The organism is Burkholderia sp. LK4, assembly GCF_001043615.1.
In the GTDB taxonomy this organism is placed as follows: Bacteria; Pseudomonadota; Gammaproteobacteria; order Burkholderiales; family Burkholderiaceae; genus Burkholderia; species Burkholderia cepacia.
Genome location: NZ_LDUL01000029.1, coordinates 1 through 15,399, shown reverse-complemented (window position 1 = coordinate 15,399; position 15,399 = coordinate 1). Strand labels below are relative to the sequence as shown.

Here is a 15,399-nt window from a genome sequence, read left to right as displayed (position 1 = left end):
GGGTCATGTCTCGACTCAATGGAAAAGTTGCAATCGTCACCGGCGCAGGGCGCGGTATCGGACGCGCCACCGCAAAGCTTTTCGCGGCGGAGGGCGCCAAGGTAGCAGTGCTGTCGCTTACCCCCGCGAACGTTGATGCGGTGGTCGCCGACATCAACGCTGCAGGTGGTACAGCGCTTGGCGTGCCTTGCGATATCGGTGATGCAGACCAGATCAAGGTTGCAATCGATAAGGTCGCCGCCGCCTTCGGTGGAATCGACATACTCGTCAACAACGCGTTTGATCCATCTGCACCGTTCTCGTCGATCATCGATTTGTCAGTGGAGCAACTGCAGCGAAACTTCGAACTCGGGCCCATTGCGTACCTCAGAACTATGCAAGCAGCCTATCCGTATCTCAAAGCCAGTGGTGAAGGACGCGTGATCAACTTCGGGTCCATGGCGGGTGTCATAGGGTTGGTCGGTTACGGCCCCTACAACATGGCGAAAGAAGCTGTGCGCGCCTTGACGCGGACGGCTGCACGTGAATGGGGTGCCGACAAGATCACCGTGAACAATGTTCTGCCGGTTGCCGAAACCTGGGGCAAAGAGGCCAATGTGCCTCCTGCGACCAACCCGCTTGGACGCTACGGATCGCCGGAAGAGGACATTGCTCCGGTCGTGTTGTTCCTGGCCAGCAAAGATGCGCAGTTCCTGACGGGCTACAGTCTCACCCCCGACGGCGGTTCAATCATCGACAGCGCACGTTAAAGACGATCAAGGAGAGGCGGCATCCATCAGCTTTGTGTCGGCGCCTCTCTATGCCTGCCTTACTCGAAGTCGAAAAAGGGATTCAACTTTGATGTTCGACCATATTTCGTTCTGCGTATCGGATTACGCCCAGACCGTCGGATTTTATGACCGAGCGCTGCAACCGCTCGGCATCAAGAGGTTGTTCGAGATTGATTCAGCCCCGACACGAAGGGCAGGGTACGGTGACGTGCTGCCAGCGCTTTGGATCGTCGAGGGCGATTCCGCAATTGGCAAACTACATCTCGCATTTGCCGCGGCAAGTCGCGAGGAAGTCGACGCGTTTCATCGTGAAGCCCTTGCTGCAGGTGGCGTGGACAACGGTGGTCCAGGCTACAGGCAGTATCACGCCGGTTATTACGGCGCCTTTGTTCTCGACCCAAACGGGCATAACATCGAAGCGGTGTTTCACGAACTGTCGAAGACTTGAACCTGGCGAGCAGGAATTCCGACCTGTCGGGTATGCCGCCCAGGCATCATGCTATGCCGACGAGGAATCACGCATCCGGTCCGATCGTTTACGATCGACGACTGCGAGTCATCTCACGAACTCGTCCCGTTGGCTCTGCTCAACCAGACGCCGGCTTCATTGGCCGACGCGCTGGCCCCGAGCCGCTCCTCCAGCAACAACTCATATCTCCATGCAGGTTTTAAGTTCGTCAATGCGACGATTGCACTCACTTCTTCAACTCCCCCTCTTGCTGGCCGGCGCTACATCCTGTCTGGCAGGCGTGGCTGGCAGTGCCGCGGCACACGAACCGCCAAACGTCCAAGCGGTGTCATGGATGCTCATCGACGGCGAGTCCGAACAGATATTGGCAGAACACAATGCGGATGCAGAACGTCAACCTGCATCGCTCACCAAGCTCATGACCGCGTACATCGTTCTTCGCGCGCTCCGAAACGGAACCTTGCGTTGGGATGAGAAGGTGAGAGTCAGCACTTCAGACGTTGGAGAGGTTGGCGGTGATGAAGCAAAAATGTATCTGGCTCCCGGACAACTCGTTCCCATCAAGGATCTGGTCCAGGGTCTGATTGTCGCGTCAGCGAATGACGCTGCCATGGTTCTCGCCGAACGCGTCGGCGGTTCGCTTTCCGGCTTTGAGCAGTTGATGAACGACACGGCCCGGCAACTCGGGATGCAGCACACCCATTTCTCGACACCGTCGGGCATCACGACCCCCGGGAACTATTCGACCGCCCGGGATCTGTCCACGCTGGCGCTGCGCCTCACTAGAGACTTCCCGGAATACTACGAATACTCTTCTGAACAGCATTTCGCGTACGGGAAATTTGCAAAACGGAACAAGAACTGGCTGCTGGGAATGGATCCGTCCGTGGATGGCCTGAAGACAGGGCACACCAAGGCCGCAGGATATTGTATCGTCGCGACCGCGAGACGACCGCAGGTGGCGCCTGCGATGGAACGACGTGTCTTTGCAATAGTCCTTGGCGCGCCTACAGCCGCCACTCGAATATCGAGCGCAGGTACGCTACTGAACTATGCTTTTTCGTCGTACAAAGACTACCCGGCATCCCGCGAGTCCGGACACCGTTTCGTCACGCGCGCGCTTGAGCCGAGCTGAGTGACGCAAAAGAGAACGTTTTTGGCTCCGAGGCGCGCTCAGGCGCCTCGGACTTGACGTATCGTCAGTTGAAAGCGAGGGGCTTCCTCGGCAGCGTCAGCATCGTCGGCTGGAGAATTTCGTCGAGTTGCGCACGTGTCAGTAAGCCTCTTTCGATCACGATCTCGGCGACGCCTTTGCCAGATTCCAGCGCTTGCTGTGCAACGTCGGTGGCGTTGGTATAGCCGATATACGGATTGAGCGCTGTCACGATCCCGATCGAATGTTCGACGAGCGACTGAAGTCTTTCTCGATTCGCAGTGATCCCGTCGACACATTTCGACGCCAGTGTGAGACAACCTGCGCGCAGATGAGCGACGCTTTTGAAAAGACTGTAAGCAATTACTGGCTCAAATGCATTCAATTGCAACTGACCTGCTTCGGCGGCAAACGTGATCGTCACGTCATTGCCGATAACTTCAAAGGCGATCTGGTTGACAACTTCGGGGATGACTGGATTGACCTTGCCGGGCATGATGCTCGACCCGGCCTGAACCGCCGGCAGATTGATCTCACCTAGGCCCGCGCGCGGCCCGCTCGACAGAAGCCGAAGGTCATTGCACGTCTTGGAAAGTTTGACGGCCACGCGTTTCAACACGCCCGACAACTGGACGAACGATCCGACGTCCTGAGTTGCCTCGACAAGGTTCGGTGACGTGATTACTGGTATTCCCGTGATGGAAGCAAGATGACGGCACACGAGCGGCGCGTACTCCGGTGACGTGTTGATACCGGTACCGATTGCCGTTGCCCCGAGATTGATTTCACAAATCAGTTTGGATGCTTCCCGGAGGCGATCCTCGTCCTCTCCGAGCATTACTGCAAACGTGCTGAACTCTTGACCGAGGGTCATCGGAACAGCATCTTGCAACTGCGTCCGTCCCATCTTCAGGTCGTTGCGGAACTCTACCGCCTTGCGTTCGAACGACGCACGGAGGACACCCATCGAATGGACAAGCTGCACAATCCCCATGTAGGCGGCAATCTTCAGCGCCGTCGGGTAAACGTCATTTGTGCTCTGTCCCATGTTGACATCTTCGTTAGGGTGCAACATCGCGTAATCGCCTCGTTCATGGCCGAGATACTCCAGGGCCAGGTTGGCAATTACCTCATTCGCGTTCATGTTCGTGGACGTGCCAGCCCCTCCTTGGATGACATCCACCACGAACTGCTCGTGTGCACCGCCACCGCGAATCTTTTGACATGCGTGCACGATGGCCCGCATCTTGTGCTCCGAAAGCAGGCCCAAATCGTGGTTCGCCAACGCGGCCGCCTCTTTCACGCATGCCAGAGCGTTGACCAGCGCCGGATAGGTCGAAATCGGGACGCCAGAAATTGGGAAGTTTTCGAGGGCCCGTAGTGTGTGGACGCCGTAATAGGCGTCGTTGGGCACTGCGCGATCGCCGAGAAGATCGTGCTCGATACGTGTGGCGAGATTTATCATACTGGTGCTCACGGAATATTAGACGATGCGATGACCCGGCGCCATATGCGACTAGCTGCGCGCCGGCTGTCTGAATGGTTGAAAGGTCCTGTACTGCTCAATCACCGGCGGCGGTTGCATATGCGATACATCTGCGCGCCAGTACTTCCGTCGGGTCGATGAGTGTTGCTCGAGCGCCGTTTCGTGAGACGTACTCCCCGCTTGGCAGCAGAATCGGCAGCTCAGTACATCCGAGGACAATCACTTCGACACCGTTGGCAATCAATCCGTCGACAGCGGCGTTGATGTCTTCTTCGCATCGCCCCGTCGAGAAACCTGCCTTGACGCCGTTCTTGCCGTAGATCGCTTCCATCACGCGCGCCTGCAGCGCGGGCCCTGGCGCTACCTGCGTGAGTCCGTGCGCCTCAAGCGCCTTCTTATAGACGCCGCTTTCGATCGTGCCGGACGTTGCCAGCACACCGACCTCTCGCAGTGCAGGGTAGGTCTCGCGTAGGTAAGCGACAGTGACCGTCAGCATGTTGACGATCGGGATACCGAGATAGGGTTGAATCCGCTCGACAAACGCATGGGCGGTGTTGCATGGAATCGCAATGATGTCCGCGTCTCCGTCCTCAAGCTTCTTGCATGTCGCATACAACGAAATCGTCGGGTCCGTACCGGTGCCGACGAGGTTTTCCGTCCGGTCTGGAATTTGCGGATTCTGTTCGACAAGTAGCTTGATGTGGTCCTGATCGCGCGACGCCGGTGTGTTTCGAACGACCTTGTTCAAAAAGTCGACTGTCGCAGCCGGCCCGACGCCACCCACGACACCGACCTTGAACGTCGGTGCGCGTGAACCGCCTGGCGCCGAAACGGCGTACTGCGCATACACCAGATTGGAATCGATCAGCGGCACGCGCTGCGGGCCGAGTTCGCCTGCGACAAGCGCGATCTCTGTTAGCGCCGGGACAATGACCTGCGCCCCTTGATCCACCAGATCCTCGCACGCCGCGCGCAGCAGTTCGACCGGCCGCCCACGAAAGTTGCCGCGCTTAATTCCGTCCGGCCCATAGATCGCGTCGGTCACGAGATCGATATCGCCGTGCATCTGCGGATACACGATTTCAAACTGCGGTGACGGGAAGTACGTCTCGAACAATTTCTTGTCACGCACATAGTCCGAAGCCATCACGCCAATACGGGTAGCGCCGGGGAACTTTCGCTGCACGTAACTGCGAACTGCTTCGACGATGTTGACGATCGGCAGCCGCGTGTTCGCCTTCAGCTCATCGATAAACGTGTGGCTGAGAAAACATGGAAGCACTACTGTCGTCACGCCGCGCTTCTCGAATGCACGGATCATGTCGAAAACATAAAGCTTGCGCTCGGTTGTCGCCGCACTGCTTGATCCTGAGCCGCTGAACGCGTGCTGCTCGAAGATCAGGTCGACATGCTCGTCGTCGGACGACACGGAGGTCGCCTTCACCAGCTTGAAGAAGACGTCGGCGCTCCCGAGCGGCCCAAGGCCGCCGACGACGCCGAATTTCTGCCGAATTTTCATGGTTTCAGGCTGGTTCACGCGTTCAGCTCCGGTTGGTCGAATACGTCGTTGCTCGACTTTGCCGAACGCTTTCCTTCCCACTTCGCGATTACGGCAGTCGCGACGCTGTTGCCGATGACGTTCGTCATCGTGCGTCCCATATCGAGAATTTGATCGATCGCGAGCACCATTGCGACGCCCGCAGCCGGCAGATGGAACATCGGGGCCACGGCAGCGACGACAACTACCGATCCGCGCGGCACGCTTGCCATGCCCTTGCTGCTAAGCATGAGAATCAACAACATGAAGATCTGTTGCGATAACGGCATGTGCACGCCGAAGGCCTGCGCGATGAAAATCGCTGCGAACGCCTGATACATCATCGAACCATCGAGGTTGAACGCATAACCCAATGGAAGCGTGAACCCGACTACCTTCTTGTCGACGCCGAACTTCTCCAACTGCTCGGTCAGGCGCGGGTAGGCCGCCTCGCTGCTAGCGGTGGAGAAGGCGATCAATGCGGGTTCGCGCACGGCTTTCAGCAGACTGACGACGCGTCGCCCGAGAAACGCATATCCGACACCCATCAGGATCGCCCAAAGGATGAACAACCCGAGATAGAATGAGCCGATCAGCTTGCCATACGTATAAATCACATCCAGGCCGCGAAGCGTGACCGCGGAAGCGATTGCGCCGAACACACCGAGCGGCGCCGCGCGCATCACGTAGTTCGTGAGGCGCAACATCACCGGCACCATACCGTCAATCGCCTGGATAACGATGCCGACTCGCGGATCTTTCTTCAGCGCACTCAGCGCGATGCCGAGGAACACCGAAAATACGAGAATCTGCAGGATGTCGTTGCGCGCCATCGCATCGAGCAGGCTGGTCGGGAATGCGTGCGTGATCACGTCCCGCGCGTTCAGTGCGGCCGTATTCAACCCCGTGTTCACCTCACCGGCGGTGTCCGTGAGATGCAGGCCGGCTCCTGGCTCCAGCGCATTGGCCATGACGAGCCCCAGGCCCAACGAAATCAGCGATGCGCAGATGAACCAGGCGACCGAGCGAAGGCCAATACGGCCGACGTCTTCGCCGCTGTCCATCCCGGCCAATCCGGAGACGAGTGTGGCGAAGACCAGCGGCGCAATGATCATCTTGATCAGCCGCAGAAAAATGTCCGTTACGATCGAGAAATAGCCGGCGACCGCCTTAAGCGTACCTGGGTCGGCGATGCTTTTGTGACACGCGTAGCCGGCAATGACACCGAGGATCATGCCAACAGCGATGCTGAGAGTAAGGCGATTTTTCATATCCATTCGTCCTTGGGTGGCGCCGGGCTGCCGAAGGCTGCCGAGCACGGAGAATAGGCCCAAGTGACGCTGGCCGGGCGTCACATTTGCCGTTGGAACGAATGGTAGGGAGCGTCAATAAAACCGTGATGCTAGTGCATCATGATCGTATGCGAGTTCCGCATAACATGGGAAAACCCTAGCTGAGCTGAGATGATGCAGCGCGAAGGTGTTGCCAAAGACTATCGAGAAACTCGCTGCGATTGGATGCGTCGCGGTAGACGCGCAGCTCGACTTCGAGATTCCACGCTGGCGGGCCGGCCGGCACAAGGTCGCCCGTGGCCAGTTCGGCGGTGATAGCGCTCTTGGGCAACCACGCCACGCCGTCGCCTTCTAGCACGAGTTTTTTCAACACTTCGGCCATGTCGGACTCGTAGTGCAGTTGCAACGCCGGCGTATCGGGTGCCCGAGTGAGCAGCAGCGCAAGACAACGTCCGAAGTAGCTGGTTTCGGTATACGAAATGAGCGGCAATGGGTTCTGCTTTGTTCCCGGCAGGCGGAAAGTGGGTGCCGATCGCCGATTGGGCTTGCAAGTCGGCATCAGAGTGTCGATACCAACAGTCACGTGTTCATACCTAACAGGGTCGAGATGCAACGGGAGTTCGGGATGATGATAGGCAAACATGAGCTCGCAGTTTCCATTGACGAGCATCAGGATCGAGTCATGGACGTTCGTTGGAATGACGCGCGCTCGCACTTCGCCGAAATGCGATGCAAGCGCTTTGAGCCAGCCCGGCAGGAAGCTCAGTGCGATCGTATGACCGGCCGCTATCTGCAGGCTTTTGCCGGCGATTCGTTGCTCCGTGCGGATGATTGCGCGTGTGTCGAACAATCGGTTGAGCAGATCTTCCGCCGTCTCACGAAATAGTCGCCCGGCTGGCGTCAGAACAGGTGGGAAGCTGCTGCGATCAATTAGCTCGGCGCCGATCCACTGCTCGAGAGACTGGATTCGGCGACTGAAGCCCGATTGAGTGACGTTGCGGAATTCTGCTGCCCGGGAAAAGCTTTGGTATTGAGCGAGGGCGAGGAAGTCCTCAATCCATTTGATTTCCATATTTGCCTTGGAGGTCCGCTGCTGAACTGATCTGCCGTCATCTGGCAGGAGGCAAACAATCGCATCGAGCGAATGCTTATGAAATGTCGCCTTCTTCCACTGTTGTGGGGTGCGGCTCGGAAGAAGAGCTTACGGGTCAAGGGGGCGGGGCGTCAAACGGCACAGGTGTCTTTCTTCGTACCGTGGCTAGCCACCGTTTCGCCGGAAAACAAAACACCGACTTTCGCTTGGTTGCGAAATTTCTGAGCTGCAAGACGTGGCTCGCCGAGCTTCATCGGGTGTACGTGGCGTACGGTTGCGGATCTGGCTGGGTACGCAAGTGCCGACACGCGTGGTCACGCAGCGGCCGACGGCCAGCGACCTTGGTGCCGTCGAGCGTTACCAGAAGTCATTACCTGCGCCGGCGGCAATAGCGCGCCGTCGTTTCGGCACGATTCCAAGGCAACGCTGGCGCTGCTTGCGCGACCTAGGAGCGCTTCCTGTGCCAAGGTGTACGCATGCCTACCGCATGCACTGCCATGGCGCCGACGGAAAGGCATTTGCACCGCTGCTCGCACCGCTCGCGGGCATCCCGTATATGTTGGAGGCAAGTTCCGCGTCGTTGATAAACGTAACGTTGAATGGCACGGCTGATCTCGTCATTGATGGTTTGCCCGCGTCGTATCCGACGCGGGAGTTTGCGAACCTACTGAGCGACCGCCAGATCGCCGATGTGCTGACGTTCATGCGGGCAGGCTGGAATAACGGCGCACCATAGGTTCAGGTGGCGGATGTTGTGAAGCTCATGCAGGCAACGAGTCAGTGATTGGCAACAGGGGCGCGGCGAGCTCGCGAAACCATTGCGCCAACGAAAATCGGGCGGTGCCGGACGTTCGCGCTATGACGTGATCTGCGATCGTTTGTCGGATCAGGCTGCGCAAACGGTTCGGGAGAGAGCGGGGCGATGAACGATCTTGAAAAGACACTAAGCTTCGATACTCCAGCCGAACGATTCCATCAACCCGCTCCATCGATCAGATGAGTCCGCACCATATACTTCAACGCTCAGATTCGTGGTGGCGGGATGGTTCGCAAGGAATGCGGCACGAGCTATCGTCCGCTCTTGGCCGGAACCTTTGATGGTGTCTGCGAGGCCGAGGATGTCGCGAAAGGAACAGGGCATCACTCCGGCAACTTTCTGTCATGTCCTCGAGACGGTGCTCAGCAACTGGTCGCGCGACTCGCACGCGGTCGGTGCGAGCGTCGCGTGGTCGGTGGCGAACAGCGCGTCGCCCTACAGGTTCACGTGTTCGACGGCCGCCGCCGCCGGCTCGGCCGCCGACGCCGGTTCAGCCGGCGCGATGCCGCACTGGAAGACGAGCGTCGCTGGATCGGATTTTTCGCGCAGCGCGCGGGCCGAATCGACGGCGCGCACCGGCCGGTCGCGGCAGATCTTGCTGGCGGCCTTCATGCAGGTCTGCGGGCCGGACAGCAGGCCGTGGCAGTCCACCTCGAACGTACGCACGCCGTCGCGCGACTGCAACTCGGAGGCGCTGTAGGTCAGGCCGGATGCTGTCGAGCACGCGGCGAGGGCCATTTCGGAAAGTGCGAGCGCAAGAGCGAGTTTGTTCAAGGTGACGTCCTCAAAGCTTGGGTTGACCGAGACCGGTCGAAGGTTGCTCGGCTGGCTAGTCGTGCCGTCAGGGCCGCCGCGTGCCGTCCGGCTGGCGAGCCAGGCGGACGGGCAGCGCGACGCGTTACTTCCACTGGTACAGCATGCCGGCGCCGATTACCTTCTGACTCCCGCTGAAGCCGCCGTTGATCGATGCCTTCAGGTTCTCGGTGATCCGCGCCTGCATGTTGACCGCCATTGCCTTCTGGCCGAGGAACGTCGACGTGCCGACACCCATCCCGAAGTTGGCGTCGCGGTCGAGCTGCGGGATCGACGCCATCGCGCCGACGGCCGCGATACCCTGCTTCGCCATCTGGTCGGTCTGCTGCAGTTGCGAATCGAGGCTGTTTATCTGCGCCTGCTGGCCCGACAGCGCCGTCGACAGCTGGTTCACGTTGACTGCATCGGTGCCTTGCGTACCCGGCGCGACGTTGATGATCTGCCGCTGCTGGGTGTCGTTGCCGACCGAGACCACGTTCGAGCGGTTGCTGTCGTTCGACGCGGCGCCGATCGCCACCGAGTTCGAGCCCGCCGTGACGATAGGGCGGTCGTTGCCGGTGCCGTTCATGTCTGCCGCGACGCCGTTGTTGTTCGCCGTGCGCGTCGTGTTGTTGTTCAGCGTCGTCGACAACTGGTTCAACTGTGTGTTGATGTTCGTCACGCCGGTCGACAGCGACGCCACCGTGCTGTTCGTCGAGCTGAGGCCCGTCGATAGCGACGTGAGGCCGGTGGACGTCGACGTCGACAGCGATGCGAGGTTGCTGTTGGTCGACGACAGGCCGGTGGACAGCGAGCTGATACCGGTGGACAGCGACGAGATGTTCGACGCGGTCGACGTCGACAGGCTGTTGACGGCTTGGTTCGTCGCGTTGAGCTGGCTGCCGTTGATCGCGTCGGTGCTGGTGGCCGAGATGCGGCCCGCGGCGACGTTGGTGATCTGGCGTTCCGCGCCCGGCGCGCCGACGCTCACGACGCTCGTCGGCGTGCTGCCCGCGAAGAAGTAGGTGACGCCGCCGATCGTCGCGCTGGACGTCGGGTTGGCGGCGGCCGTGACCGAACCGGTGCCGAGCGCGACGTCGTTGATGTTGTTCGCGACCGCGTTCGAGCCGAAGGCGAGCGAGCCGGTGGCGGCGGCCGTCGACGTATTGCCGAGGGCGAGGGAGCCGTTGCCGGTGGCGGTGTTGGCGTTGCCGATGGCCAGGGCGCCGTCGCCGCTGGCGGCGTTGGCGACGCCGATGGAGACGGCCTTGCTGCCGGTTGCCGAAGCGTTCTGGCCGATGGCGACCGCGCCGTTGGACGACGCGTTCGCACGGTCGCCGACCGCGACGCTGCTCGCGCCCGAGGCGGAGGCGTTGGTGCCGGCGGCGAGCGCGTTGACGCCGGTCGCGCCGTCGTTGTTGTAGTTGGCCTGCTGCGTGCCGTTGTCGTTGGCGCTGTAGTAGTGCGTCTTCGCGGCCTGGATCGCGGTCGACGTCGACGTGGACAGCGACGTGATCGAGCTGGTCGCCGTCGACAGGCCGGTCGATGTGGAGGTCGACAGCGAAGCGACGGTGCTGTCGGTCGAGCTCAGGCCGGTGGACAGCGAGCTGATGCCGGTCGAGGTTGAGGTCGAGAGCGAGGTGATCGTGCTGTTGGTCGAGCTCAGGCCGGTGGACAGCGAGCTGATGCCGGTCGAGGTCGAGGTCGAGAGCGAGGTGACCGTGCTGTTGGCCGAGCTGATGCCGGTCGACAGGGAGCTGATACCGGTCGAAGTCGAGGTGGACAGCGAGGCAATCGAGCTGGTGGCCGTCGAGATGCCGGTCGACAGGGAGCTGATGCCGGTCGAGGTCGATGTCGAGAGCGACGCGATCGAGCTGGTGGCCGTCGAGATACCCGTCGATGTGGAGGTCGACAGCGAAGCGACGGAGCTATCGGTCGAGCTGAGGCCGGTGGACAGCGAACTGATACCGGTCGAAGTCGACGTCGAGAGCGATGTAACCGAGCTGTTGGTCGAGCTGAGGCCAGTCGACAGCGAACTGATACCGGTCGAGGTCGACGTTGACAGCGAGGCAATCGAGCTGGTGGCCGTCGAGATACCGGTCGACGTGGAGGTCGACAGGGACGCGACGGAGCTGTCGGTCGAACTCAGGCCCGTCGACAGCGAGTTGATGCTCGTCGAAGTCGACGTCGAGAGCGATGCAACCGAGCTGTTGGTCGTGCTCAGGCCAGTGGACAGAGAGCTGATGCCCGTCGAGGTGGACGTTGACAGCGAGGCAATCGAGCTGGTGGCCGTCGAGATACCGGTCGACGTGGAGGTCGACAGGGACGCGACGGAGCTGTCGGTCGAACTCAGGCCCGTCGACAGCGAGCTGATGCCCGTCGAGGTGGACGTGGACAGCGAGGCAATCGAGCTGGTGGCCGTCGAGATGCCGGTCGACAGGGAGCTGATGCCGGTCGAGGTCGATGTCGAGAGCGACGCGATCGAGCTGGTGGCCGTCGAGATACCCGTCGATGTGGAGGTCGACAGCGAGGCAATCGAGCTGGTGGCCGTCGAGATACCGGTCGACGTGGAGGTCGACAGCGAGGCGACGGAGCTGTCGGTCGAGCTCAGGCCGGTCGACAGTGAGCTGATACCGGTCGAGGTGGACGTGGACAGGGACGCGATCGAGCTGGCGGCTGACGAGATGCCCGTCGACGTGGAGGTCGACAGCGACGCAACCGAGCTATCGGTCGAGCTCAGGCCGGTGGACAGCGAGCTGATCCCGGTCGAGGTCGACGTCGAGAGCGACGCGACCGAGCTGTTGGCCGACGAGATACCCGTCGACGTGGAGGTCGACAGCGAGCTGATACCGGTCGATGTCGACGTGGAGAGCGAAGCAATCGAGCTGTTGGCCGACGAAATGCCCGTCGACGTGGACGTCGACAGCGAGGTCACGCTGCTAGCCGTCGTCGAGAGCCCGGTCGACAGCGATGCAATCGTGCTGTCAGACGACGACAGTGTCGAAGACAGCGATGCGACGGTACTGTTCGTGCTCGACAGGCCGGTGGACAGCGAGCCGATGCCCGTCGAAGTCGACGTGGACAGCGACGTGATGCTCGAATCGGTCGTGCTCGCGACCGCGTAGAGCTGGCTGCCGTTGATTGCGTCCGTGCTGGACGACGTGATCCGGCCGGCTGCCACGTTGGTGATCTGACGCTCCACCCCTGCGCTGCCAACGCTCACAACGCTCGATGCCGTGGCGCCGGCGAAGTTGCCGTACGTCGTCGAGCCGATGGTTGCGCTGCTGGTCGGATTTGCGGCTGCCGTCACGGAGCCGGACCCGAGTGCGATATCGCCGGCATTGTTAGCGATAGCGTTCGGGCCGATCGCGACCGAGTTTGTGCCGAAAGCCTTGCTGTCAGGCGCAGTCGAATTCGCGTGGAAGTACTTGATGCCCTGGCCGTTGATGTTGTCGATCGCGGAGCCGACGTTGTTGGCGGTGGTCGTCGTGCCGTTCGCGTTGTACGTCGTGTACGACGGCGCCGACACCGTGCCGGTCGCGGGGTTGTACGTCGAACCACCGCCGAGTGCCGCGGCAGTGCTGTTGCCGAGATTGTTGGTGTTGGTCGTCACCGTACTCAGGCCGGTGGACAGAGAGCCGATGCTGGTCGACGTCGACGTGGACAGCGATACGACGGTGCTGTTGGTCGAGCTGAGGCCAGTGGATAGCGAATTGACACCGCTTTGTGCGGTGCTGATACCGGTCGAAGTCGACGTGGACAGCGAAGCGACGGAGCTATTGGTCGAGCTGAGGCCGGTCGACAGCGAGTTGACGCCACTTTGCGCAGTACTGATGCCAGTCGACGTGGAAGTCGACAGCGAAGCAACCGAGCTGTCGGTCGAGCTCAAGCCAGTCGACAGCGAGCTGATGCTCGTCGAGGTCGACGTCGAGAGGAAAGCAATCGAGCTTGTGGTCGACGAGATGCCGGTCGACGTAGAAGTCGACAGCGAAGCGACGGAACTGTTGGTTGAGCTCAGGCCGGTCGACAGCGAGTTGACACCACTTTGCGCGGTGCTGATGCCGGTCGACGCGGAAGTCGACAGGGACGCGACGGAGCTGTCGGTCGTGCTGAGGCCAGTTGACAGCGAGCTGATACCCGTCGAGGTCGACGTCGAGAGTGAAGCAATCGAGCTCGTGGCCGACGAGATGCCGGTCGACGTGGAAGTCGACAGCGAAGCGACGGAACTGTTGGTTGAGCTCAGGCCGGTCGACAGCGAGTTGACACCGCTTTGCGCGGTGCTGATGCCGGTCGACGCGGAAGTCGACAGGGACGCGACGGAGCTGTCGGTCGTGCTGAGGCCAGTTGACAGCGAGCTGATGCCCGTCGAGGTCGACGTCGAGAGTGAAGCAATCGAGCTCGTGGCCGACGAGATGCCGGTCGACGTGGAAGTCGACAGCGAAGTCACCGAGCTATCGGTCGAGCTGAGGCCCGTGGACAGCGAGTTGATGCCGGTCGAAGTCGAGGTCGACAGCGACGTGATCGAACTGTTAGCCGACGACAGACCGGTCGAGGTCGAGGTGGACAGCGAGGTGATCGAGCTGTTGGCCGACGACAGACCGGTCGAGGTCGAGGTGGACAACGAGTCGATCGAGCTATTCGCCGACGACAGCCCCGTCGAGGTCGAGGTCGACAGCGACGTGACCGAACTGTCGGTCGACGACAAGCCCGTCGACAGCGAATTGATCGCGCTAGTGGACGACGAAAGTGTCGAGGACAGTGACGTCACCGTGCTATTCGTGCTCGACAGCCCTGTAGAAAGCGAACTGATACCCGTCGACGTCGAGGTCGACAGCGACGTAATGCTTGAATTGGTCGTGCTCGCGACCGAATAAAGCTGACTGCCGTTGATCGCGTCCGTACTGGACGACGTGACTTGGCCAGCTGCGACATTGGTAACCTGACGCTCCGCGCCTGGCGCACCGACACTCGCCACACTCGCTGGCGTAGTTCCGGCAAAGTTGCCAAACGTCGTCGTGCCGATTGTGACGCTACTGGTCGGATTCGGCGCCGCGGTGACCGAGCCCGAACCGAGTGCGACATCGTTGGCACCCTTCGCAATCGCGTTCGCACCGAAGGCCAGCGAACCGGCGGCGCCTGCCGTCGACGCGTTGCCCAACGCGAGCGAGCCGTCGCCGATTGCCGTATTCGCGTTGCCCAGCGCCACTGCGCCGTTACCGGTCGCCGTGTTGTTCGCGCCCATCGCGACCGCGCCCGTGCCCGTCGCGACGCTCGGATCGCCGATTGCGACCGCACCGTCGCCGCTCGCCGTGTTCGCGACGCCGATCGACACGGCCTTGCCACCCGTTGCCGATGCGTTCTGGCCGATCGCGACCGCGCCGTCCGACGACGCGTGCGAGCCATCGCCGACCGCAACGCTGCTCGCACCCGATGCACTTGCATTCGTGCCAGCGGCGAGTGCATTGATGCCCGTGGCGCCGTCGTTGTTGTAATTGCCTTGCTGCGGACCGTTGTCGTTGACGCTGTAATAGTGCGTCTTCGCAGCGTTGATCGCGGTCGAGGTCGACGTCGACAGCGATGTCACCGAGCTGTTGGTCGAACTCAGGCCGGTCGACAGTGAGCTGATGCCGGTCGACGTCGACGTGGACAGCGACGTGATCGAGCTGTTGGCCGACGACAGGCCGGTCGAGGTCGAAGTCGACAACGACGTGATCGAGCTGTTCGCCGACGATAAGCCCGTTGAGGTCGAGGTGGACAGCGAAGTGATCGAGCTGTTAGCCGACGACAGCCCCGTCGAGGTCGAGGTGGACAGCGAGGTAATCGAGCTGTTAGCCGACGACAGGCCGGTCGACGTGGAAGTCGACAGCGACGTGATCGAGCTGTTAGCCGACGAGAGGCCAGTCGAGGTCGACGTGGACAGCGACGAGATCGAGCTATTCGCCGACGACAGGCCCGTCGAGGTCGACGTGGACAACGACGTGATCGAGCTG

General features: G+C 61.0%; 8 protein-coding genes and 3 pseudogenes. 5 read left to right on the top strand and 6 right to left on the bottom strand.

Going from position 1 to position 15,399, the window contains the following annotated elements; all coding sequences use genetic code 11:
* Positions 1–5: 5 nt before the first annotated feature.
* The 3 genes from VK92_RS15120 to VK92_RS15110 all read left to right on the top strand — a co-directional run bounded on the left by VK92_RS15120 (position 6) and on the right by VK92_RS15110 (position 2,374).
* Complete coding sequence (locus tag VK92_RS15120; protein ID WP_048027981.1) at positions 6–749, top strand: SDR family NAD(P)-dependent oxidoreductase; 744 nt, start codon at positions 6–8, stop codon at positions 747–749.
* Between the two features lie 91 nt (positions 750–840).
* Positions 841–1,218 (top strand): VOC family protein, encoded by a 378-nt coding sequence (locus tag VK92_RS15115; protein WP_048027979.1) that lies wholly within the window; start codon positions 841–843, stop codon positions 1,216–1,218.
* A gap of 211 nt (positions 1,219–1,429) precedes the next feature.
* Positions 1,430–2,374, top strand: coding sequence for a serine hydrolase (locus VK92_RS15110; protein ID WP_048027977.1), 945 nt, complete (start codon positions 1,430–1,432; stop codon positions 2,372–2,374).
* 64 nt (positions 2,375–2,438) lie between these two features.
* Here the strand turns inward: VK92_RS15110 and aspA are convergent, their stop codons facing one another.
* From aspA to VK92_RS15090, 4 genes are all read right to left on the bottom strand, one after another.
* On the bottom strand, positions 2,439–3,857 hold the full coding sequence (gene aspA / locus VK92_RS15105) for an aspartate ammonia-lyase (RefSeq protein ID WP_048027976.1): 1,419 nt from the start codon (positions 3,855–3,857) through the stop codon (positions 2,439–2,441).
* Between the two features lie 97 nt (positions 3,858–3,954).
* Positions 3,955–5,397, bottom strand: coding sequence for an aspartate/glutamate racemase family protein (locus VK92_RS15100; protein WP_048028208.1), 1,443 nt, complete (start codon positions 5,395–5,397; stop codon positions 3,955–3,957).
* Between the two features lie 14 nt (positions 5,398–5,411).
* A complete protein-coding gene (locus VK92_RS15095; RefSeq protein WP_048028206.1) occupies positions 5,412–6,686 on the bottom strand; it encodes a dicarboxylate/amino acid:cation symporter in 1,275 nt (424 codons plus the stop codon).
* Positions 6,687–6,864: 178 nt separating this feature from the next.
* Positions 6,865–7,779, bottom strand: coding sequence for a LysR substrate-binding domain-containing protein (locus VK92_RS15090; protein WP_048027974.1), 915 nt, complete (start codon positions 7,777–7,779; stop codon positions 6,865–6,867).
* A 337-nt stretch (positions 7,780–8,116) separates the two neighbouring features.
* Here VK92_RS15090 and VK92_RS41770 point away from each other — a divergent pair.
* A pseudogene (locus VK92_RS41770) lies at positions 8,117–8,536 on the top strand (c-type cytochrome); the annotation flags it as partial.
* 441 nt (positions 8,537–8,977) lie between these two features.
* Here the strand turns inward: VK92_RS41770 and VK92_RS41765 are convergent.
* Both VK92_RS41765 and VK92_RS40015 read right to left on the bottom strand, forming a co-directional pair.
* Positions 8,978–9,391, bottom strand: a pseudogene (locus tag VK92_RS41765) (OmpA family protein); the annotation flags it as partial.
* Positions 9,392–9,515: 124 nt separating this feature from the next.
* Positions 9,516–14,858: pseudogene (locus VK92_RS40015) on the bottom strand (YadA-like family protein); the annotation flags it as partial.
* A gap of 97 nt (positions 14,859–14,955) precedes the next feature.
* Between VK92_RS40015 and VK92_RS43500 the strand changes: the two are divergent.
* Positions 14,956–15,399: hypothetical protein (locus VK92_RS43500; protein WP_442854669.1), on the top strand; the 444-nt coding region annotated here is incomplete at its 3' end.